The following is a 19,605-nucleotide window of genomic DNA, read 5'->3' on the forward strand; positions in this document are numbered from 1 at the left end:
CCGGTGGCGGTCTGGCCTCTCAGCGCATGGTGGCCAGGTTGTGCCAGAGATTGCGCAGGCTATCGGTGCCGCCGAACAGGGTGGTGAAGTGTGTCGAGTCGATGAGCACGATATCGGCGGCACGCTCGCCATCGGGTGGCATCCAGATCAGCGCGTTGAATTCGGTGTTGCCCTCGGCCGTGAAGGGGTGCGGTCGGTCGGGATCGACGCGCTGCCGGCCCAGCACCCGCAGACCGGCACTCTCGGGGGCCGTCAGTTCGTAGTGGGGCAGGTGGGGGTGGAAATTGAACGTCGCGACGTCGGCGAGAAGCCCCACCTCGTCGAGATCGTGCAAGCCGGTCAGCGGTGCGATCTCCCGGGTGCCGTGGACGACGGCCGGGCGTAGACCCCAGATGTTGTGGACGGGGACGTCGAGGGCGTCCATCAGCGAGCGGGTGTACTGGCCGAACCGCTGCTGGCGTGGCACCAGCGGATCGCCGTGGTGGGCATACTCCATCGCTCGTTGGTCGAAGTCGTCGGTGAAGCCGACGTCGTGGTGCGGTGCCAACAGGAGGCAGGTGCCCTCGCGCTGCAGCCACTGCTTGATCGCCGCGATCTCATCGGCGGTGGCTTGTTGATCGGACGGCAGATGGTCGAGGCCGAAGACCATCAGTGTGTCGGTGTCGTCGAGGATCCGCTCGTCGATCGGCAACAGATAGCCGGCTTGGTCGATGCGCTGGAACACCGCCACCGGGTGGCCGGTCACCTCCCCGGCAAGCCCCTGGAAGGCCAAGGTCGACCGGTGGAACAGTTCGAGGGTTCCGGCGATGCCCTGCAGGAAATGCGCTTGGTCGTATTCGGCGGTTTCATAGCTGGGCCACAATGCGTTTCGGACTTCGGTCATGGTGGAGAACCGGTTGTACATTTCGGTGGGGTTGCGCTGGGCTTCCCAGGGATAGCTCCACGTCCAGTAGATGCTGATGCGTCTGCGGCCGTCGCGGGCGCGCGCGATGTGGCTCTGGTTGTACGTGCGTGCCGGTTCGCTCATGACGGTTCTCCCAGTGTGGCCAGATAGCTCAGGCCGATGATGCCCGGCAGGAAGAAGTAGGCGCCGCCGCGCAACGTGGTGAACGCCGGGATCCCCTTGTGCACCTTGCGAATCGGACGCTTGGGCACGGTGAAGTCGAGGCTGCCGTCCTGGGTTCCGGCGATCGGGTCATGCTCGTTGCCGAGTTCGTGGAAGGTCCTGTCGTTGATCCACACGTTCTGCGCGAACTCGAATTGCCGCACCAGGTCGGCGCAGATGATGAAGGCGGCGATACCGCGTTCGACGCCGTCGTCGGGCATACCCTCCGGCAGTGCGGCTCCGTACGTCGCGCCGCGACGGATCATTCGGCGTCGGTTCATGTAGTGCGCGGTGTCACGCGGATTGAGCCGCCTGGCGTGGGAACCGAGTGGACACGCGTACCCGAATGGATCCATCTGCTTGTAGCCGAAGTCGTTGTTGCGCATCGGGTCGCCACCGAGTTCGGGATCGTCGGAGTCCGGCGCGAGGACAAGTGGCGCGCCACTGCGCCAGCGCCCCATGAACTTCGCGGCGAGCAGCTCTTCGCCTTCGGGGGTCTCCGCATGGTCTTTGAGGTAGGTGCGGAACAGCCCGACGTGTTCCTCGAGCCGTCGGTAGGCCATGTAACTGCCGTTGCGGGAGAGGGTCTCGGGTTGGGGGAGGCCGAGGACCGGCCCGTTCTCGTCGGGATAGCCGAGGATGAACTCGCCGGGCTCCAGCGGGCCTCCGGAGCCCGGTGTGGATTCTTCACCGGATCCCTTCATCACCGGTTGGGACAAGCGGTCCCGGAAGCCGAAGTGGTCGTGTGCGTAGTTGAACGGTGGCGTCGCGTTGAGATCGAGGTGTGACAGGCTGCGCACGCCGTCGATGCGGGAAAGCAGGGCATCGTGGTTGGCGACGGACCGGCGGTACTGCTCGTCGGTGCGGGAGAACAGGATCGCGATGGCATGCAGATCGTCCCCGGCGAGGCCGCCCAGCCAGTGTTCGGGCGCGGCGGCGCCGGTGTCACCGAGGATGCTGGCACGAGCCGCCATGCCCTCGCGGAAGGCGTCGGGAAACGTCGCAAGCGACTCCTGCGGCACGCCGAGCGCACGCAGGCCCTGCCAGGTGAACGCGAGTGTCACCCAGCGGTCCGAGGCATCCATCGTCTGGTGGACTTCTGCCGCGGACTGGACCTTGTCGAGCAGGGCGCTCAGCCAGGCGCACCCGCCGGCCGGCGTGTCGAAGGTCAGGAACTCGTAGCGACCGGTGATCGCAGGCGTGCGGGTCAGCAGGATGTGCTGAATGTCGTCGAGTTCGAGCTCGGCTCGCGCCGAAGTCATTGGCTCTGCTGCCCTTTGGTCCACGCCCAGGCCGCGATGCGCCAGCCGCCCGTCAGACGGCGCAGGGCGACGGTGAAGTGTGCACCCGTCTGCGTGACCTGCACCGCCTTGACGCTGAACCGCATGGTTGCGGGTAGGACGAGATAAGCGGTGTCGCCGGTGACGTCGTGGTGGAGCGGTTCATCGAGCGTGACGGAGTATCCCGTAGCCCCGTGATGCTCGGCTTCGGCCAGCACGTCGCGGTACCACTGCTCGGCGGCGTCGGGACCCAGCCACACGTGGGGTGCCATACCGTCCACGATCACACCGTCTGGCGCAAACATCGCCGACATCGCCGGCTCGTCACCGTCGTTGAACGCCGCAATGTACTTCTGCACCGCGGCAAGTGGCTCCGCCGTGCTCACGGCGTCACTGCATCTGGTCGAGCATCGTGGAAAACGCCGCCTTGAGCCGCAACGCCTTCTTGATCTCGTCAGCTGTCACGAACGGGTACTCGCCGTACTCGAGGAAGCTCGGAAAGTGGTGCTCGCGAACGAATTTCACAAAGGCCTCGGGATTCTCCCGCCAGTCTTCCGGGAAGCCCTCCAGATGGGTGAAGACGGTGGTGATACCCGTGGCACTGAACAACTGCACAGCATCCTCGGTGTACTTGTCGAAGTCGGTGTCGAAGATGCCCTGGTACTGAAAGTGCAGGCCCGAGCCGACGTCGAAGAGCACCCACCGCAGATAGTGCAGCCGCAGCGGCGCCAGCGCGTCCGGGCTCGCCGCGATCGTTTCCTCGATGGTCTTGCCGTATGCCCTGACGGCTTCCTCGTGCCCTTCCTTCACCTTGGCGATGATGGAAAACCCGTAACAGGCGGGTGTGCGGGGAAAGACAGGTCCGTAGCGGCCCCGCTCGAGTGCGAAGTATCCCTCCTTGGGGATCGCCATCGCGGCTGGCGTGGTCCAGTCATCACCGATCGTGCCCATCGCGCTCCCTCTCGGACCTCGCCGTGGGCACGACGCTACTCCTTGTCCTCCTGTCGAGGGTTGCATCGCGGAACGGCAGGTGACGATCTGGTGGCGTCCGTTGCCATCCGGCGTCGAGATGCAGGTACGCCTTGCGGATCTCCGCGCCGGCTAGACCACCCGCATACCGCGGCGCGCCCGCATCCGCATGTCCCATAGATACAGCTGGTAGCCGAGCAGCCAAACCTCGCGGGGCACCACCCGATCGGCGACGCGCAGCATCGTCAGCAGCTGATCGAACAGGCGCTGATGACCCCCCGACCAGCGCAGCCGCATGTGCTCGCGGAACTCCTCGGGCAGAAACCCTGTCGTCGCGAACAGGTTGAACCGCCCGGCCAGCAACCGCAGCGGCGCGGGCAGCATTGCCATCGCGGCCACGCCGTGCAGGTGCTGGCGCACGGGCTCGTCGATCTGCAGTTGCTCCAACGACTGCTGCCAGTACTCGTCGAAAGAGGCCCGGTCCGGTGGCCACATGTCCGCACGGACCTGCAGCGTGGTGCCCAGCTTCCTGGCGTCGCGGTACACCGCGTCGGCGGCACTGTCGTCGAGGGGCCCGTACAGGAACTCGTGCTGGTCGACGTAGTAGCGGTACAGGCAGGCGGCCACCCAGAGCTGCAGCCGCGGGTCAAAGGCTTTGTATGACACCGGACTTGATTTGGTCGACCGGACCATCGCGTGGACGCGGTCGATCTCGCGGCGGATCAGCTCGCGGTCGGCCCGCGTTCCCATCGTCGCGACGGCCAGATAGGTACCGGTGGTGCGGGCCCGTTTGAACGGACGCTTGTAGACGTTGCCGCTGTCCACCGGGCTCTCCAGCACGCCGTAACCGACGCCGGGCAGGGCCAATTGCATGATCACGTTGGCCGCGGGCAGCAACGTCGACGCGGGGTTGATCAGATCGATGACCCGGGTCGGTCGCCGCGGTGGTCCCAGCCTCATGGCTTCGAGTAGATCACTTTGTGAGACGCTCCCGAAGTGTTTGCGTCGACAACCTGTGCGCGCGCCGCGGGCCTCGCGGCGGGCTGCCTGGCCGATTGGCTGCTGGGTGATCCGCGCCGTGGGCATCCGGTGGCATGGTTCGGGCGCGGCGCAGCGGCTTTGGAACGCGGGACCTATGCCGACTCCCGCGCGCCGGGCGCCTTTCACACCGGCGTGCTGCTGGTCGTCCTTTCCGCGGTGGGCCTGACGGCCGAGCGCGCGGGTGCACGCCGGGGCCCGCTCGGGCGCGCGGTGGTGACGGCGGCCGCGGTGTTCGTCGCGCTCGGGGGCACGTCGCTGGCCCGCACCGGCAGCAGCATGACGGACCATCTGCGGAACGGCGATCTGGACGCGGCCCGGCGCCTGCTGCCGTCGCTGTGTGGACGTGACCCCGCGGTTCTGGACGCGGCGGGGCTGGCCCGTGCGTCGTTGGAATCCGTCGCGGAGAACACCTCCGATGCGCACGTCGCGCCACTGTTGTGGGCCGCCGCCGGCGGGGTGCCCGCGGTGCTGGTCTACCGCGGGGCCAACACGCTCGACGCGATGATCGGCAACCGTTCCGTGCGGTATGTCCGATTCGGTTGGGCGGCAGCGCGGTTCGACGATCTCGTCAACTACCTCCCGGCACGGGTGACGGCGGTGCTGATCGCGGTGTGCGCGCCGGTGGTGGGCGGGTCGCCGGGCGCGGCGCTGCGTGCGTGGCGGCGCGACGCCGCCCGCCACCCCAGCCCCAACGCGGGCGTCGTCGAGGCCGCGTTCGCCGGCGCGCTCGGGGTGCGCTTGGGCGGTCCCACCCAGTACGCCTATGAGTTGGAGATCCGCCCGACGCTCGGGGCGGGACCGGCCCCGCAGGTCTGCGATCTCGCGCGAGCGGTCCGGCTGTCGCGGGCGGTGCAGTTGGCCGCCGCAGCGGTCGCCGTCGCGGTCGGCCCTGCGCTCAGTGCCGTCGGCCGTAACGGTCGGCGAGTTTGTCCTCCGTGCTGACCGGCTTATCCGGTGCGGCTGCCGCGGCGTCCTTGGCGGCCTTCTCCCGCCGACGCTGGCGAATTTCGGCGTACGCGAAGTAGCCCAGCCCGAGCGGCGCGATGATGCCGAACGAGATCCACTGGATGCCGTAGGACAGGAACGGACCCGCATCTAGGTGCGGCAGTGCCAGTTCCCCCAACCCGCCGGGCTGGTCCCCGATGAGCTGCAGGTACGAGCCGGTCAATGGTATGCCGGTGAGCTGGGAGATCTGCTCGATGTTGATCGAGTACACCTGCTGCGTGCCGTCCTGCCGCAGCGGCTCCTTACCGCGGGCCAAGCCCTCGGAGTCGCGCAGTCGGGCCACGATCGTCACCTCGTTGTCCGGGACAGGCGCGATCTCCGGTACGCCAGAAGCCTGGATCGGCCGCACATACCCCCGGTTGACGAGCACGGTCGGACCGTCGTCGACAGCGAACGGAACCAACACTTCGAACGCCGGTTGCCCATCGACCACCCGCAGCCGAGCCAACACCTGACCCTCGGAAAGATAATGTCCGGTGGCGGTGACCAGCCGCCATTGCGCATCCGGTGCGGCCGAATCCTGTTTCGGCAGAACCGATGTCACCGGGACCGGATCGGCCTGCAGCGACTGCGCGATCTGAGTGTTTTCGCGCGACGTCTTGGTGTTCTTCCCGAGCTGCCACGGCGCCAGCACCGTGAAGCACAGGTAAGCGAACGCGAGCACCACGACGATCAACGCCAGCCATGACGGCCGCAGCAGAAACGCCCAGCGTCGCATCAGCTTGCGATTCCCCGAGCGGTCAGCTGTTCGTCCAACCAGGCGTGCAGACCCGGCAGGGCGGTCGCGATCACGCGGAACACCTCTTCGAAGTCGTCGTGATCGCCATAGTAGGGGTCTTCCACGTCCAGCGGATGTGCGCCCGAGCGCGGATCGAACGACCGCAGCATCCGCATCCGCTCCTGGGGCACGCCGAGTTCGCCCAGGATCCGGACATGGTTGCGCCCCAACGCGATAACCAGATCGGCAGACATATGGTCGTCGTCGACCTGGGCGGCGCGGTGCGACGTGGGGTAGCCGTGCGCGCGCAGCACGTGGGTGGCCCGGCGGTCCGCAGGTGCACCCGCGTGCCAGCCGCCGGTGCCCGCGCTGGTCACCCGGACCGCTTCGGCCAGACCGCGTTCGCTGATCTGGTGGGCGAACATCTTCTCCGCCATCGGCGACCGGCAGATGTTGCCGGAGCAGATGAACGTGACGTGCAGCATGTCAGACACCCAGCACCTCGCGCAGCTCGTCGACGGTGGAGACGTGGGCCAGCGCGGCCGGGCTGTCGGCGTCGTCGAAATCCCCACGGCCGTAGCCCCATCCGACCACCACGGTACCGATGCCGTGTTCGGCGGCGCCCTCCACGTCGTGGGAGCGGTCACCGACCATCAGCACGCGTTCGGGCAGCGGCGCCAGCTGGGCCACCGCGTGCGCGACCACGTCGGCCTTGGTTGCCCGGGTGCCGTCGACGCTGGCGCCGGCAATCACCTCGAAGTGGCCGTCGAGGCCGAAGTGGGCCAGGATGCGCTGCGCGGTCGGTTCGGCCTTGGAGGTGGCCACCGCGAGCCGCACCCCGGCGGCCTGTAGATCGGCCAGCAGCGCCGGGATGCCGTCGAACAGCCGGTTGATCGCCCAACCGCGGGCCCGGTAGTCCGACCGGTAGGCGGCGATCGCGGCGTCGGTGCGCTCGCCCAGCCCCAGTTCCTGCAGCGTGTGGTGCATCGGCGGGCCGACCACCATGCCGGCCAGGTCCCCGGCGGGGACGGCGGCGCCGACCGAGCCCAGCGCATGGCGGAAACTCGAGACGATGCCCTCGGCCGAATCGGTCAACGTGCCATCGAGGTCGAAGATCACCAGATGCGGGCGGGTCCCCGCGGCGGTGTGGGCCAACATGTCGGTCACAGCACCATTCTCCCCGATCGCAGAACCCCGCTGTCCGGCGCACTAGGGTCGTGTTGTGGCGAGTCCTTTTACGGGTGCGGTGCGCGCGGCCGCCCGCTACCACGGCGATCAGGCCGCGGTCCCCGGCATGCTGGACTTCGCCGTCAACGTCCGCGCCGACGAGCCTCCTACCTGGCTCGTTGACCGTCTGGCGGCCCGGCTGACCGATCTCGGCCACTATCCCAGCGCCGCCGACGAGCAGCGGGCGGTCGCTGCGGTTTCGGCCAGACACGCACGCAGCGCCGACGAGGTTGCGCTGCTGTGCGGCGCTGCCGAGGGATTTACGCTGTTGGCGAACCTGCGGCCCCGGCTGGCGGCGCTGATCCAGCCGTCGTTCACCGAACCCGAGGCGGCGCTGGCCGCGGCGGGGGTGCCGTTCGAGCACGTCGTGCTGGCCCCGCCGTTCACGCTGTCCGACGACCGCTTGGTGCCCGACGAGGCCGACCTGGTCGTCGTCGCGAACCCGACCAATCCCACGTCGGTGCTGCACACCCGTGAGCAGGTGCTGGCGCTGCGCCGGCCCGGGCGCATCCTCGTTGTCGACGAGGCGTTCGCCGATGCGGTGCCGGGGGAGCCCGCGTCGCTGGCCGGCCAGTCGTTACCGGATGTGGTGGTGCTGCGCAGCCTGACCAAGACCTGGGCGTTGGCCGGGCTGCGGGTCGGCTATGCGCTGGGCCCCGCCGGTGTGCTCGAGCAGATGACGGCACGACGCCCGCACTGGCCGCTGGGCACGCTGCAGCTGGAGGCGATCACCGCGTGCAGCTCACCCGAAGCGGTCGCCGAGGCCGAGCGCGGCGCCCGCCGGCTCGTCGGGCTGCGCGCCGAGATGGTGGCCGGCTTGGCTAGCATCGGCGTCGACGTCGTCGGCGGATGCGCCCCGTTTGTCCTGATCTCGGTCGGAGATGCAGCTTTGATGCGAAAACATCTGTACAGCAAAGGAATTACCGTGCGTCGCGGTGACACGTTCGTCGGTCTGGAAGGTCAGTACCTGCGCGTGGCGGTGCGCCGGGAGTGGCCGGTGCTGGTCGAGGCGATGGCGGAGGTGCTGCGGTGAGTGTCCGGTTGGCCGACATCATCGACGTGCTCGAGGCGGCGTATCCGACCGCGCTGGCGCAGGATTGGGATTCGGTGGGTCTGGTGTGCGGTGATCCCGTGGAGCCTGTCGATGCGGTCACCGTCGCAGTCGACGCAACCGCCGCCGTCGTTGCCGAGGTGCCCGAGCGCGGTCTGCTGCTTGCGCACCACCCGCTGCTGCTGCGCGGTGTCGACACGGTGGCCGCCAGCACCGCCAAAGGTGCCCTGATCCACCAGATGATTCGGGCCCGACAGGCCCTGTTCACCGCGCACACCAACGCCGACGCGGCGTCGCCGGGGGTGTCCGACGCGCTCGCGAGCGCGCTGGACCTCACCGTCGAGGAGGTGCTCGCGCCCACCCCTGCCGGCCCTGACCTCGACAAGTGGGTGGTGTTCGTCCCCGTCGAGGACGCCGACGCGGTGCGCCAGGCGATGTTCGACGCCGGCGCCGGTCAGATGGGCGACTACTCGCACTGCAGTTGGAGCGCGACCGGCACCGGCCAGTTCCTGCCCCACGACGGCGCGAACCCCGCGATCGGCAGCGTGGGCACCGTCGAACGCGTCTCCGAGGACCGGATCGAGGTGATCGCACCCGCGCGGCGGCGCGCCCGTGTGCTGGCCGCGCTGCGCTCGGCGCACCCCTATGAAGAACCGGCGTTCGACATCTTCACCCTGGCACCCGTGCCGGGCAACGTCGGCCTGGGCCGCATCGGTGTACTGCCGAGCCCGGAACCGTTGTCGGCGTTCGTTTCCCGGGTGTGCGATGCGCTGCCGGCCACGTCGTGGGGCGTGCGGGGCAGCGGTGAGCCAGACAGCCAAGTGTCGCGGGTCGCGGTGTGCGGGGGAGCGGGCGACTCGCTGCTGGACGTCGTCGCCGGCGCCGACGTCCAGGCCTACGTCACCTCCGATCTTCGGCACCACCCCGTCGACGAGCACCGGCGCACTTCTGACGTGGCGCTCGTCGACGTGGCGCACTGGGCCAGTGAGTACCCGTGGTGTCATCAGGCCGCAGAACTGCTGCGGAACCAATTCGGCGACGCGCTCGCAGTGCGAGTGTCGGCGATCCGAACCGATCCGTGGAATGTTGAGAGAACAGGTCATGAAAGCTGAAGTAGCCCAACAACGGTCGTTGCTCGAACTGGCCGAGCTCGACGCCGGGCTGAACCGGATCGAGCACCGGGCCAAGAACCTGGCCGAGCAGCAGCACCTCGAAGAGGTCCAGGGCACGCTGCAGGAGGCCAACGACAAACTCGCCGCGCTGCAGCTCGCGATCGACGGTTTCGACGACGAGGTCGCGAAGTTCGAAACCGAAATCGACGGGGTCCGTCAGCGCGAGGACCGCGACCGGCGCCTGCTCGCCGACGGCAGCGTGGATGCCAAGCAGCTCACCGAACTGCAGCACGAACTGCAGACGCTGGAGCGTCGGCAGGCAGCGCTGGAGGACGCCCTGCTGGAGGTGATGGAGCGGCGCGAGGAACTGCAGCGCGACCAGGGCGCCGCGCTCGCGAGGATCGACGAACTGCAGAGCGCGCTCGGTGATGCCCAGAAGGCGTGTGACGACGCCCGGGCCGAGATCGATCAGCAGCGTCACCAGAGTGTTTCGCGCCGAGACGAACTCATCTCAGGGCTGGCGCCCGATCTGGCCGCGCTGTATGAGCGCCAACGTGAGCGCGGCGGCGCGGGCGCGGGCCTGCTGCAGGGCCGGCGTTGCGGCGCCTGCCGGATCGAGATCGACAAGGGTGAACTGGCGCGCATCTCGGCCGCAGCCGACGACGATCTGCTGCGCTGCCCGGAGTGCGGAGCGATCCTGTTGCGGCTCAACGGAACGAGCGCGTGAAAGTCCTCGTCGAGGCCGACGGTGGATCACGCGGCAACCCCGGACCGGCGGGCTACGGGGCGGTCGTCTGGTCGCAGGACCGTGCCACGATGCTCGCCGAGGGCAAGGAGGCGATCGGCCAGGCCACCAACAACGTCGCCGAATACCGCGGTCTGATCGCCGGGTTGGAAATGGCCGCGGAGCTGGGGGCCTCCGAGGTCGCGGTGCACATGGACTCCAAGCTCGTGGTGGAGCAGATGTCGGATCGGTGGCGGGTCAAGCATCCGGATCTGGCGCCGCTGCATCAGCAGGCCAAGGCGCTGGCGACACGCTTCGACAGGATCACCTACGAATGGATCCCGCGGGCGAAGAACTCCTATGCCGACCGGTTGGCCAACGAAGCGATGGATGCCGCTGCGGAAATCGAAAACCCCACCAAGGCACCGACACCGAACGTCGCACCCCAGACTTCTCCGGCAGGCTGGACCGGTGCACGTGGTGAGCCAACGCGGTTTCTCTTGCTTAGGCACGGTCAGACCGAGTTGTCCACGCAGCGACGTTATTCCGGACGCGGTAACCCCGCGCTGACTGACGTCGGGCGCCGGCAGGCCGAACTGGCCGCGCAGTACATGGCGAACAAGGGCGGCGTCGACGCGGTCGTCACCTCACCATTGCAGCGGGCCTACGAGACCGCCGCGGCGGCGGCCAAGGCGCTTGGCCTCGATGTCACCGTGGACGAGGACCTGATCGAGACGGACTTCGGCGCGTGGGAAGGGCTGACCTTCACCGAGGCGTCCCAACGCGATCCGGAGATTCACCGTCGATGGCTGCGCGACACCTCGGTGTTGCCGCCCGGCGGCGAGAGCTTCGACAGCGTCGCGCAACGCGTGCAGCGCGCACAGAACCGCCTCGTCACCGACTACGGCGGCCAGACGGTGCTGGTGGTGTCGCACGTGACGCCGATCAAAACGTTTCTGCGGATAGCGCTGGACGCCGGGCCCAACATCCTCTACCGGTTGCATCTGGATCTTGCGTCGTTGTCGATGGCGGAGTTCTATCCCGACGGGGTGGCATCGGTGAGGTTGGTCAACCAGACGGATTATCTGTCGTCAGACCTGTAGGTTTGCCCCGGTGAGGGTCCTTGTGTCCGGGGCTAGCGTCGCGGGCCCGGTGGTGGCGTACTGGCTGAGTCGCAACGGCTTCGACGTGACCGTCGTGGAGCGCGCCCCCGCGCTACGCAAGGCCGGCGGGCATGCCGTCGACCTGTTCAAACCTGCGATGGCCATCGCCGAGAAGATGGGGATTCTCGACGATATCGAGGCCAAAGCCACCGGCACCGACGTCATCGAGGCCTACCGCGAAGGGCGGAACCGGCCACACGTGATCGAGGTCGGCCGGTTGATGAGCGCGGTATCGGACCGCCACGTCGAGATCATGCGCGACGACCTCTCGCAGATCCTCTATGACGCCGGCCGCGAAACGGTCGATTACCGGTTCGGCGAGTCGATCACCGAGATCGCCGCGGACGACAAGGGTGTTTCCGTCGCCTTCGAGCGCAGCTCGGCTCAACGGTTCGACCTGGTGATCGGAGCCGACGGCCTGCACTCGAATGTCCGGCGCCTGGTCTTCGGCCCGGAATCGGACTACGCCACCTGGATCGGAGCGTATCTGGCGGTGGCCAGCGTCCCCAATTACCTGGACCTGCGCGACCGGATGGTGGTCACCTACGGCGTCGACCGGATGGCCGGTCTGTACAGCGCTGCCCAGATGGCCGATGCGCGAGCGGTATTCCTGTTCCGGCCGCCACGGCAGATCGACTATGACTACCGTGACGTTGCGGCGCAGAAGCGGTTCTTGCGCGAGGCTTTCGAAGGGCTCGGCCCGCGGGTGACCCGGCTCCTCGACGAAGCAGACCGTTCCGCGTCCTTCTATCTCGATTCGATCACCCAGCTGCAGATGCCCAGTTGGTCGCGCGGTCGGGTGAGCCTTGTCGGTGACGCCGGGTACTGCCCGGGACCTGCGGTCGGGGGTAGCACGAGCCTCGCGGTGGTGGGCGCCTATGTGCTCGCAGGCGAGTTGGCGATCGCGAACGGCGACCACTCGCGTGCGTTCGCCGCATACGAGCAAGCCATGGCCGACTATGTCACCCGCAGTCGGGCGTTCGCGGTGGGTGCGGCGAAGCGGCTACTGCCTGCCAACCGGTCTGGGGTGTGGGCGGTGATCGGTGCCGGCCTGTTGGTCAGCCATCTTCCGGTGTTCGTGACGCGGGCGCTGACCAAGGTCACCCCGCGCACCGTGCGGCTACACGACTCGGTGGTCGTCAAGGACTATCCGAGCGATTCGGCATTGAGTCGATAACGACTGTGCGTCAGGCATGTAGGTGCACGCGCTCGCCGTGCAGGCCGAAAATCGTGATGGCCTCGACAGGGCCGTCGACAGCGCCGAACCAATGCGGTGTCCACGTCGAAAACTCCACGGCCTCACCGGGTTTGACCGTGAAGTCGCGGTCACCCAGAATCAACCGCAGCTGACCGGACAGCACGTACATCCAGTCCTGACCCTCATGCACCGGCAGTTCCTTCGGTGGTGTCCGCCGCCGCGCGCTGATCCGGATCTTGTATGCGTGCAGACCGCCTGCGGCCTGCCTGGTCAGCGGCCAGTAGGTGATGCAGTGATGGGTGTGGGAGTTGGCTCGTACGCGCGGATCTGGCGCCTCGGGCTCACGCAGCAGCTCGTCGGTGCTCACCGATAGCGCGGCCGCGAGGCGGGGGAGATGGTCGAGGGCCAGCCGCCGCTTGCCGGACTCCAACCGGCTGAGCGTGGACACGTCGATGTTGGACCGGTTCGCCACTTCTTCGAGCGTCAGCCCGTGTTGCGTACGCAGATCACGCAGCCGGCGTCGCACCCGGACGTCGACACTTTCCTCTGGTTTTGCCTCCATGGCAAACGAGCTTGGCATTCCGAACGCGGGTCTGCAAGGTGGTGTCATGGATACGACATGGGATTGCGTGATCGTGGGCGGCGGTGCGGCCGGGCTGAGCGCGGGGCTGGTGCTCGGTCGGGCGCGGCGGGGCACGCTGCTGGTCGACGCCGGAACCCAGAGCAATCTGCCCGCGCACGGAATCGGCGGGCTGCTCGGCCACGACGGGCGGGCACCTGCGGAGCTCTACGCCATGGGCCGCCATGAACTCTCGGCCTATCCGAGCGTCGAAGTGCGTGACGGCAAGGTCATTGCGGCCCAACGCGTCGACGATGGGTTCGTCGTGCAGTTGGCCGACGGCCGTCGTGAGCAGACGCGCCGGATACTTCTGGCCGGCGGGATGGATTACCGCCCGCCCGACATCCCCGGGCTGGCCGAGCTGTGGGGCAGGTCGGTCTTTCACTGCCCGTTCTGTCACGGCTGGGAAGTGCGCGACCAGCCGTTGGCCGTCCTGGGGCGCGGCGTGCGCGCCGTGCACTCGGCTCTGCTGCTGCGTGGCTGGAGCGACGACGTCGTGGTGCTGACCGACGGGCCAGGCGACATCGACGACGCCGATCATGCCCGGCTTGCTTCGGCGGGCATCGGCATCGACGAACGACAGGTCACCGAACTCGACTCGGAGAGCAGTGAATTGACGGCCGTCGTATTCAGCGACGGATCCCGGCTGAGACGCCGGGGCTTGCTCGTCGCCACCACGCTTCACCAGCGGTCACCGCTGGCCGAACACCTGGGCGTCGAATTCGCCGGGCCGACTCCGGTTTCCGCGCAGCCGGTGGCCGTGGATGCGTTGTATCGCACCACCACACCCGGCGTGTTCGCGGCGGGGGACCTGAGCGTCCAAATGCCGCAAGTGGCCGCGGCGGTGGCGAGTGGATCACTGGCCGCGGCCGCAGTGGTGCAGAGCCTTGTCGCCGACGAATACGGTCTGGCCGTTCCTGAGAGGAGCCAACATGTCAACGTCTGACGCAAAAGAGCATTGGGAAGAGCACTACGGCGAGCGCAACCGCGTCTGGAGCGGCCGGGTCAACGCTCGCCTTGTCGAGATCGCCGAACCGCTGCGACCCGGACGGGCCCTGGATCTGGGCTGCGGTGAGGGTGGCGATGCGTTGTGGCTCGCCGAACATGGGTGGGAAGTAGTCGCCATCGACATTTCCGATACCGCGCTGCAACGGGCCGCCGACGACGCCAGGGAGCGTGGAGTACGCGATCGGATCACGTTCCAGCAAGCCGACCTGCCGGAGAAGTTTCCGGAGGGCACATTCGATTTGGTGTCAGCACAGTTCCTGCACTCCACGCTGCCACTGGATCGGACCCGCATCTTCCGACGGGCTGCCGACGCGATCCGGCCCGGCGGGCTGCTCCTGATCGTCGATCACGGCGCGCCGCCGCCTTGGGCTTCGAAGCTGCACCATGACCACGAGTTCCCCAGCGCGCAAGAGGTCGTCGGATCGCTGAATCTGCCTGAGGCGCAGTGGGAGCGGCTGCGGGTGGAAGCGGCCGAGCGGGAGGCGTCGGGACCGAACGGTGCGGTGGGCACGCTGGTCGACAACATCATCCTGCTGCGGCGACGCGCTCCCGACGCGTGAGGACAAGCGGCTGGTCGTCGGTGACCGCGATGGTGTGCTCACTGTGGGCGGTGCGCGATCCGTCCGCCGAGCGCAGGGTCCACCCGTCGCGGTCGTAGACGATCTTGTCTGTGCCCGCGGCGAACCACGGCTCGAGCGCGAGCGTGAGCCCGGGACGCAGCTTGAGCCCACGGCCAGGTCGACCGACGTTGGGCACATGTGGATCTTCGTGCATGGTGCGGCCCAACCCGTGGCCGCCGAAGTCGGTGTTCACGCGATACCCGTAGTCGGCTGCCACGGCGCCGATCGCTGCGGAGATGTCTCCCAACCGATTTCCCGGTAAGGCCGCCGCGATGCCCGCCGCGAGGGCCTGCTCGGTGGCATCGATCAGGCGTTGGTCTTCGGGCCGGGGTGTGCCGACAATGATGCTGCGGGCGCAGTCGGCGACCCAGCCGTCGATGGACACCGCGATGTCCATACTGAGCAGGTCGCCGTCGGCCAGCACATAATCGTGTGGCAGCCCGTGCAGCACAGCGTCATTGACCGACAGGCAGATCACGTTGCGAAACGGACCACGTCCGAACGATGGTGCGTAGTCCCAGTAACACGATTGGGCACCGCGCTCGGCGATCAGCTCACGCGCCCGCTCTTCGAGGTCGAGCAAATTGACACCTGGGCGGGCACGCTCGCAAAGATCGTCGAGCAACCCGGCGAGGAACGCGCCGGTGACGGCCATCGCCGCGATCTCGCGTGGTGTCTTCAACTCGACCATCGGCTGGCCCTCCTCTGCGCATAAGCGGTATGAAAATACCAGCCTAACTCGGATGGGCGGTATTTTCATACCGAATCGCGGTACGCTGGGCCCATGGTTCGTGTCCCGTTGACGACAGAACAACTCGCCGCCGGTAAGCGCATCGGTGAGCGACTCCGGCAGGCGCGCGGCGATCGCACTCTCGCGGAAGTGGCTGAAGCGGCGGCAATTTCACCGGAGACGTTGCGCAAGATCGAGACGGGTCGGCTGCCGACGCCGGCGTTCACCTCCATCGCGGCGCTGGCCCGTGTGCTTCCGCTGTCACTCGACGAGCTCGCCGAAATCTGCCTCGCGCGTGTCGATCTTCAGAACACCGGGTGAACGTCCGCACCCGGGACGTCACTTGTTGCCGATGTAGCCGCCGAAAACCGCTCAAGCCCTTATTCTCGTCTCGAGAATCTTGCTCCCCTGTTTTGCCAAGCGACCGTAGGAGTTAGCAAGCCGATGAAGAAGCCACCGGTAGGGACGACGGCCGGACTCATCGCCGTCACTCTGAGCCTTGGGCTCGTGGGCTGTGGTTCCGGCACCGACACCGCGTCCACAACGACTCCGACGTCGGCCGAAACTACTACTGCTACGACGGCCGCACCGACCCCAGAGGCCAACGAGCCCGATACGATCAACGACTACATCTCCGAAAACGGGATTGCCGAAACGCCGATCAAACCAGGTGAGCCGGGAACGCCGGACGTCGATTTCCCGCTTCCGCCGCAATGGCAGTACGCCGGCGACGCGACGCCCGACTGGGCTTATGGTGCCATCCTCTACGACAATCCGACGGATACCAACAATCCGCCCGATTTGTACGCGATTGCCTCCAAACTCACCGGCGACGTCGACGCCGCGAAGATTCTCGAATACGCCCCGCAGCAACTGCGGGAGATGGCCGAATTCAAGCCGTTGGGAGAACCGGAGAAAACCACGTTGGGTGGCTTTGACGCGGTTTCGTTTTCCGGCACGTATGTGAACGACGGTCAGGAGCGATTCGTCGCCCAGAAGACGGTCGTCATGCCCGCGGCGGATGGTCTTTTCGTCCTGCAACTGAACGGCGACAGCCTCGCAAGCGAACAAAATGTGATGCTCGATGCCGCGAAGGTGATCGATGAACAGACGACCATCACCTTGCCGCAGTGACCGCCGACACCGACCGAACCCCCGCATTTGGCGTTAACGACGGAGAAGCATCGATATGAAAATTCAAGCCACGGCTGCAGGGTTCCTGCTGGCCTCCGCGTGCAGTGCCGTGCTGATGGCGTCTTCTCTGCTGACCGCGCCGGCGGCAGACGCGCAGTGTACGGCTGGAGAACATTGGGATCAGCGCACCGGGACCTGCTGGCCGCAGTCACAAAGCTCGCTGGGTGTTACCGGTACGGGCGGCTGGTGTAAGCCGGGCAGGATCGGGCTGTGCATCGCGGCTTGGGAGAACTCTGCTGTCCCGGGTGCAGCGCTCAAGCCCGCTCCTCCTGGCGGTCCAGCGCCGCGCATCACGACGTGGCCTCCCGACGAGTGACACCTCGCGCGGATCCGTTGCGTACGGGGTGACCAGCGTCGACAGACTTGTCGGTGCGCTCTGGCATGATCGAACGTATGTTCGGTTCGAAGTTTCGGTCGGTCGAGGAGGCCGATCTGATCGCCGAGATCCAGGCGTGCACCCGCGCCGAGGCGATGACGGCGGCGCGGCGGTTGGCCGCGACCGGTGAGCTCGCCGCGCGCTCGAGGGAGTCTTATGAGGAGCGCGAGCACTGGGTGGCCGATGGATGGAATTGCGCGGCCGCCGAGGTCGCCGCGGCGATGGGCATCGGCCGCTATCGGGCCGGCCAACAGATGGCGATCGGGCTGGCGCTGCGTAACCGGCTGCCCAAAGTCGCGGCACTTTTTAGTGAGGGCTTGATCAGCGCCGACGTGATTTCGACGATCACCTGGCGCACGCATTTGGTCCTTGACGGGGAGCCGCTGGCGCGGGTGGATGCCGAGATCGCCGAGCGCGCGTCCTCGTGGGGAGCGTTGGGTCAGCAGCGGTTGGAGTTGGCCGTTGATGCGGTGGTGGAAACCCATGACCCCGATGCGCGGCGGCGCTATCGCGACGCCGCGCAAAACTGTGATGTGCAGGTGGGCAAGCCCGATGACGCCACCGGCACCGCTTCGCTATATGGGCGGCTCGACGCCACTGATGCGAAGTTGTTGATGCAGTGTCTGGAGCAGATGGTCGCCGGGATATGTGATGGCGATCCGCGCAATGCGGGCCAGCGGCGAGCGGCAGCGCTAGGAGCATTAGCCGCGGGGGCCGATCGGCTCACATGCCAATGCGGCAGCCCGCAATGCCCCTGGATCAATAAGGACGACCCGCGTGCGGCCCGGTTCGTCATCCACGTGCTCGCCGACACCGTCCCGACCGCCGAAACCCCGGCCGAGATCACCGCCGGACTGTCCCGCGACACCCACACCGACGCCGAACCGGAGGGGGGCGCAGCAGCCGCGGAGGCGCCGGCGGCCGAGGAACCCCCGCCGAAAGTTGAGCCCACACCGCCGCAGGCCAAATCGAAGGCCAATCTGTGGGCGCCCAACCAGCCCGATAAGCCAGCGACGGCGGCGGTGATCGTGGGCGGTGGGGTGATTCCACCGGCGTTGTTGGCAGAGTTGGTCGCCAACGGCGCCAAAGTACAGAGCGTGTATCGCCCCGACGGGGCTGACCCCGAGCCGCGGTATCGGCCCTCGCGCGCCTGTGAACGCTTCGTGCGCCTGCGCGATATGACGTGTCGGTTCCCCGGGTGTGACCGCCCGGCCGAATACTGCGATCTCGACCACACCACCCCGTATCCGGACGGACCAACCCATCCGTCAAACATCAAGTGCGTGTGCCGTTTTCACCATTTACTGAAGACGTTTTGTGGTTGGTCTGACCAACAAGGCCCCGATGGCACCATCATCTGGACCGCGCCCAGCGGCCACACCTACCGCACTCATCCCACCAGCAAGCTGTACTTCCCACATTGGGATACCGCCACCGCCGACCTACCGCCGCCGGCCAACGCACCCCCACCTTCGGCGCAGCGCGCCCTGAAGATGCCGCGACGACGACGCACCCGCGCCGCCGAGAAGGAAGCACGCATCACCGCCGAACGCAAACTCAACGCGACGGCCCCACAGCCCGATTTCTGATCGCAATCGAATGCCTGCGGCCGGCAGCGACTGTGCGGCGGAAAGCCACTAGCGCGGTTTGAGTCGAAAGACGGGGATATGACAGCCAATCGGCTCTGTCTCCTGGCCGGCGCGCGAACGGCCGAAGTTGTCCAGCGCCGCATACCAGCGTCCACGCTTCTTGTGTGGGTCGACGTATCGCAGCGGCATAGGCCGAAAAATACTCTTGCGGCCGTCGTTAAGACGGAGATACCAAAGGCGCTTCGAAGATGGCGCGCAGGGCGTCCTTGTTGCCCTCGCAGGAGATGGCTTCGGCGACATCGTCGAGGGTCAGGAGGCCCGTCGACAGCCCGAGGACTATCGACGCTTCGGCACGCAGAACCGCGTCGAAGTCGCGGCCGTCGGGCACACCGACGTCGATGCCGGCCGGGGTGGTTCGCACCTGAACCATCGCGCTCTCGTCACCGTCGACGGCGATCCCGACCGTCACCGAGGCAGTCGACGCCCGGCCGGCGAACAGCGCAGGCAGCGCCAACAGCAGCCACTCGGCGCGAAACTCGTCGCCTTCGGGCCCGCGAACCATCAGCGGCGTCGACCAGCGGATCAGTCCTTCGATCGGTTCGCGGAGTTCGGCGCCCCATGGCGTGAGCGCGTAGGTGATGGCGCCACCATCGTCGGCCAGCGTCCGCTCGACCACCCCCGCCGACTCGAGATCGCGGAGTCGATCCGCCAGCAGGTTGGTCGCGATACCGGCGAGGCCAGCGCGCAACTCGCGGTAGCGGGCCGGGCCCACCAAGAGTTGGCGCACGATCAGCAGATTCCACCGGTCGCCCACCACATCGAGCGCCCGGGCAAGTCCGCAGTACTGACCGTAGTCTCGACCCATAACCTCTCACT

Annotated in this window: 22 protein-coding genes; 11 read left to right on the forward strand and 11 right to left on the reverse strand. The window is 67.3% G+C overall.

Translation table 11 applies throughout. The annotated features are described in order from the left end of the window. Positions 1 to 19: 19 nt before the first annotated feature. The 5 genes from K3U96_RS10695 to K3U96_RS10715 all read right to left on the reverse strand — a co-directional run bounded on the left by K3U96_RS10695 (position 20) and on the right by K3U96_RS10715 (position 4,314). Complete coding sequence (locus K3U96_RS10695) at positions 20 to 1,027, reverse strand: hypothetical protein (RefSeq protein WP_220692989.1); 1,008 nt, start codon at positions 1,025 to 1,027, stop codon at positions 20 to 22. Next, complete coding sequence (locus K3U96_RS10700) at positions 1,024 to 2,367, reverse strand: Dyp-type peroxidase (protein WP_220692990.1); 1,344 nt, start codon at positions 2,365 to 2,367, stop codon at positions 1,024 to 1,026. Before K3U96_RS10700 ends, K3U96_RS10695 begins: the two co-directional genes overlap by 4 nt. Next, positions 2,364 to 2,771, reverse strand: coding sequence for a YybH family protein (locus K3U96_RS10705; RefSeq protein WP_220692991.1), 408 nt, complete (start codon positions 2,769 to 2,771; stop codon positions 2,364 to 2,366). The genes K3U96_RS10700 and K3U96_RS10705 overlap by 4 nt, the downstream gene beginning before the upstream one ends. A 4-nt stretch (positions 2,772 to 2,775) precedes the next feature. Further along, the gene (locus tag K3U96_RS10710; RefSeq protein ID WP_069404913.1) at positions 2,776 to 3,336 is read right to left on the reverse strand and encodes a hypothetical protein; all 561 of its coding nucleotides are present in this window, start codon (positions 3,334 to 3,336) and stop codon (positions 2,776 to 2,778) included. Between the two features lie 150 nt (positions 3,337 to 3,486). Next, entirely contained in the window at positions 3,487 to 4,314 is an 828-nt protein-coding gene (locus K3U96_RS10715) for an oxygenase MpaB family protein (RefSeq protein WP_220692992.1), read from the reverse strand. Between the two features lie 36 nt (positions 4,315 to 4,350). Between K3U96_RS10715 and K3U96_RS10720 the strand changes: the two genes are divergently transcribed. Continuing rightward, positions 4,351 to 5,337, forward strand: a complete 987-nt coding sequence (locus tag K3U96_RS10720) for a cobalamin biosynthesis protein (protein WP_220692993.1) — start codon at positions 4,351 to 4,353, stop codon at positions 5,335 to 5,337. Here K3U96_RS10720 and K3U96_RS10725 read toward each other — a convergent pair. The 3 genes from K3U96_RS10725 to K3U96_RS10735 are packed head-to-tail and all read right to left on the reverse strand — an operon-like array spanning position 5,291 to position 7,276. Further along, positions 5,291 to 6,118: an SURF1 family cytochrome oxidase biogenesis protein gene (locus K3U96_RS10725; RefSeq protein ID WP_220692994.1), complete on the reverse strand. Its 828-nt coding sequence runs from the start codon at positions 6,116 to 6,118 to the stop codon at positions 5,291 to 5,293. The genes K3U96_RS10720 and K3U96_RS10725 overlap by 47 nt on opposite strands. Next, positions 6,118 to 6,612, reverse strand: a complete 495-nt coding sequence (locus K3U96_RS10730; RefSeq protein ID WP_220692995.1) for a low molecular weight protein-tyrosine-phosphatase — start codon at positions 6,610 to 6,612, stop codon at positions 6,118 to 6,120. Before K3U96_RS10730 ends, K3U96_RS10725 begins: the two co-directional genes overlap by 1 nt. Beyond that, a complete protein-coding gene (locus K3U96_RS10735; RefSeq protein WP_069404345.1) occupies positions 6,605 to 7,276 on the reverse strand; it encodes an HAD-IA family hydrolase in 672 nt (223 codons plus the stop codon). Before K3U96_RS10735 ends, K3U96_RS10730 begins: the two co-directional genes overlap by 8 nt. 64 nt (positions 7,277 to 7,340) lie before the next feature. On the opposite strand from K3U96_RS10735, the gene cobC reads away from it, so the two are divergent. Genes cobC through K3U96_RS10760 form a run of 5 tightly spaced genes read left to right on the forward strand, consistent with a single transcriptional unit; the run spans position 7,341 to position 12,572 of the window. Continuing rightward, entirely contained in the window at positions 7,341 to 8,378 is a 1,038-nt protein-coding gene (gene cobC / locus K3U96_RS10740) for an Rv2231c family histidinol phosphate aminotransferase CobC (protein ID WP_268928479.1), read from the forward strand. After that, complete coding sequence (locus K3U96_RS10745) at positions 8,375 to 9,508, forward strand: Nif3-like dinuclear metal center hexameric protein (RefSeq protein ID WP_220692996.1); 1,134 nt, start codon at positions 8,375 to 8,377, stop codon at positions 9,506 to 9,508. Before cobC ends, K3U96_RS10745 begins: the two co-directional genes overlap by 4 nt. Further along, positions 9,498 to 10,235 (forward strand): zinc ribbon domain-containing protein, encoded by a 738-nt coding sequence (locus K3U96_RS10750; protein WP_220692997.1) that lies wholly within the window; start codon positions 9,498 to 9,500, stop codon positions 10,233 to 10,235. The genes K3U96_RS10745 and K3U96_RS10750 overlap by 11 nt, the downstream gene beginning before the upstream one ends. Next, positions 10,232 to 11,335, forward strand: a complete 1,104-nt coding sequence (locus K3U96_RS10755; protein ID WP_220692998.1) for a bifunctional RNase H/acid phosphatase — start codon at positions 10,232 to 10,234, stop codon at positions 11,333 to 11,335. Before K3U96_RS10750 ends, K3U96_RS10755 begins: the two co-directional genes overlap by 4 nt. 10 nt (positions 11,336 to 11,345) lie before the next feature. Then, positions 11,346 to 12,572: an FAD-dependent monooxygenase gene (locus K3U96_RS10760; protein ID WP_220692999.1), complete on the forward strand. Its 1,227-nt coding sequence runs from the start codon at positions 11,346 to 11,348 to the stop codon at positions 12,570 to 12,572. A gap of 10 nt (positions 12,573 to 12,582) precedes the next feature. On the opposite strand, the gene K3U96_RS10765 is transcribed toward K3U96_RS10760, so the two are convergent. Beyond that, a complete protein-coding gene (locus K3U96_RS10765) occupies positions 12,583 to 13,155 on the reverse strand; it encodes a type II toxin-antitoxin system RelB family anti-toxin (RefSeq protein ID WP_069404318.1) in 573 nt (190 codons plus the stop codon). A 46-nt stretch (positions 13,156 to 13,201) separates the two neighbouring features. Here K3U96_RS10765 and K3U96_RS10770 point away from each other — a divergent pair, with 46 nt between their 5' ends. Together K3U96_RS10770 and K3U96_RS10775 are read left to right on the forward strand one after the other, a co-directional pair. Then, positions 13,202 to 14,158 (forward strand): NAD(P)/FAD-dependent oxidoreductase, encoded by a 957-nt coding sequence (locus K3U96_RS10770; protein WP_220693000.1) that lies wholly within the window; start codon positions 13,202 to 13,204, stop codon positions 14,156 to 14,158. Further along, positions 14,145 to 14,780 carry an SAM-dependent methyltransferase gene (locus K3U96_RS10775; protein WP_220693001.1) on the forward strand — a complete coding sequence of 212 codons (636 nt, stop codon included), beginning with the start codon at positions 14,145 to 14,147 and terminating at the stop codon, positions 14,778 to 14,780. The genes K3U96_RS10770 and K3U96_RS10775 overlap by 14 nt, the downstream gene beginning before the upstream one ends. On the opposite strand, the gene map is transcribed toward K3U96_RS10775, so the two are convergent. Beyond that, positions 14,746 to 15,531: a type I methionyl aminopeptidase gene (gene map / locus K3U96_RS10780; protein ID WP_069404320.1), complete on the reverse strand. Its 786-nt coding sequence runs from the start codon at positions 15,529 to 15,531 to the stop codon at positions 14,746 to 14,748. The genes K3U96_RS10775 and map overlap by 35 nt on opposite strands. A 93-nt stretch (positions 15,532 to 15,624) precedes the next feature. On the opposite strand from map, the gene K3U96_RS10785 reads away from it, so the two are divergent. The 3 genes from K3U96_RS10785 (at position 15,625) to K3U96_RS10795 (ending at position 18,729) form a co-directional block, all read left to right on the forward strand. After that, entirely contained in the window at positions 15,625 to 15,891 is a 267-nt protein-coding gene (locus K3U96_RS10785) for a helix-turn-helix domain-containing protein (RefSeq protein WP_069404321.1), read from the forward strand. Positions 15,892 to 16,014: 123 nt separating this feature from the next. Then, positions 16,015 to 16,704, forward strand: coding sequence for an envelope biogenesis lipoprotein LpqN (gene lpqN / locus K3U96_RS10790; RefSeq protein ID WP_220693002.1), 690 nt, complete (start codon positions 16,015 to 16,017; stop codon positions 16,702 to 16,704). Between the two features lie 453 nt (positions 16,705 to 17,157). Then, the gene (locus tag K3U96_RS10795) at positions 17,158 to 18,729 is read left to right on the forward strand and encodes an HNH endonuclease signature motif containing protein (protein ID WP_220693003.1); all 1,572 of its coding nucleotides are present in this window, start codon (positions 17,158 to 17,160) and stop codon (positions 18,727 to 18,729) included. Between the two features lie 217 nt (positions 18,730 to 18,946). Here K3U96_RS10795 and K3U96_RS10800 read toward each other — a convergent pair whose 3' ends face one another. Then, entirely contained in the window at positions 18,947 to 19,594 is a 648-nt protein-coding gene (locus K3U96_RS10800) for a winged helix-turn-helix transcriptional regulator (RefSeq protein WP_069404323.1), read from the reverse strand. Positions 19,595 to 19,605: the final 11 nt, after the last annotated feature.

Source organism: Mycolicibacterium holsaticum DSM 44478 = JCM 12374 (assembly GCF_019645835.1).
GTDB lineage: Bacteria > Actinomycetota > Actinomycetes > Mycobacteriales > Mycobacteriaceae > Mycobacterium > Mycobacterium holsaticum.

What these genes read in the sequence shown, in the direction of transcription:
- K3U96_RS10715 (WP_220692992.1), bottom strand. Translation starts at nt 4,314, where the DNA reads ATGAGGCTGGGACCACCGCGGCGACCGACCCGGGTCATCGATCTGATC.
- K3U96_RS10735 (WP_069404345.1), bottom strand. Translation starts at nt 7,276, where the DNA reads ATGTTGGCCCACACCGCCGCGGGGACCCGCCCGCATCTGGTGATCTTC.
- K3U96_RS10750 (WP_220692997.1), top strand. Translation starts at nt 9,498, where the DNA reads ATGAAAGCTGAAGTAGCCCAACAACGGTCGTTGCTCGAACTGGCCGAG.
- K3U96_RS10785 (WP_069404321.1), top strand. Translation starts at nt 15,625, where the DNA reads ATGGTTCGTGTCCCGTTGACGACAGAACAACTCGCCGCCGGTAAGCGC.
- K3U96_RS10800 (WP_069404323.1), bottom strand. Translation starts at nt 19,594, where the DNA reads ATGGGTCGAGACTACGGTCAGTACTGCGGACTTGCCCGGGCGCTCGAT.
- lpqN (WP_220693002.1), top strand. Translation starts at nt 16,015, where the DNA reads ATGAAGAAGCCACCGGTAGGGACGACGGCCGGACTCATCGCCGTCACT.
- K3U96_RS10795 (WP_220693003.1), top strand. Translation starts at nt 17,158, where the DNA reads ATGTTCGGTTCGAAGTTTCGGTCGGTCGAGGAGGCCGATCTGATCGCC.
- map (WP_069404320.1), bottom strand. Translation starts at nt 15,531, where the DNA reads ATGGTCGAGTTGAAGACACCACGCGAGATCGCGGCGATGGCCGTCACC.
- K3U96_RS10725 (WP_220692994.1), bottom strand. Translation starts at nt 6,118, where the DNA reads ATGCGACGCTGGGCGTTTCTGCTGCGGCCGTCATGGCTGGCGTTGATC.
- K3U96_RS10700 (WP_220692990.1), bottom strand. Translation starts at nt 2,367, where the DNA reads ATGACTTCGGCGCGAGCCGAGCTCGAACTCGACGACATTCAGCACATC.
- K3U96_RS10765 (WP_069404318.1), bottom strand. Translation starts at nt 13,155, where the DNA reads ATGGAGGCAAAACCAGAGGAAAGTGTCGACGTCCGGGTGCGACGCCGG.
- K3U96_RS10695 (WP_220692989.1), bottom strand. Translation starts at nt 1,027, where the DNA reads ATGAGCGAACCGGCACGCACGTACAACCAGAGCCACATCGCGCGCGCC.
- K3U96_RS10770 (WP_220693000.1), top strand. Translation starts at nt 13,202, where the DNA reads ATGGATACGACATGGGATTGCGTGATCGTGGGCGGCGGTGCGGCCGGG.
- K3U96_RS10710 (WP_069404913.1), bottom strand. Translation starts at nt 3,336, where the DNA reads ATGGGCACGATCGGTGATGACTGGACCACGCCAGCCGCGATGGCGATC.
- K3U96_RS10775 (WP_220693001.1), top strand. Translation starts at nt 14,145, where the DNA reads ATGTCAACGTCTGACGCAAAAGAGCATTGGGAAGAGCACTACGGCGAG.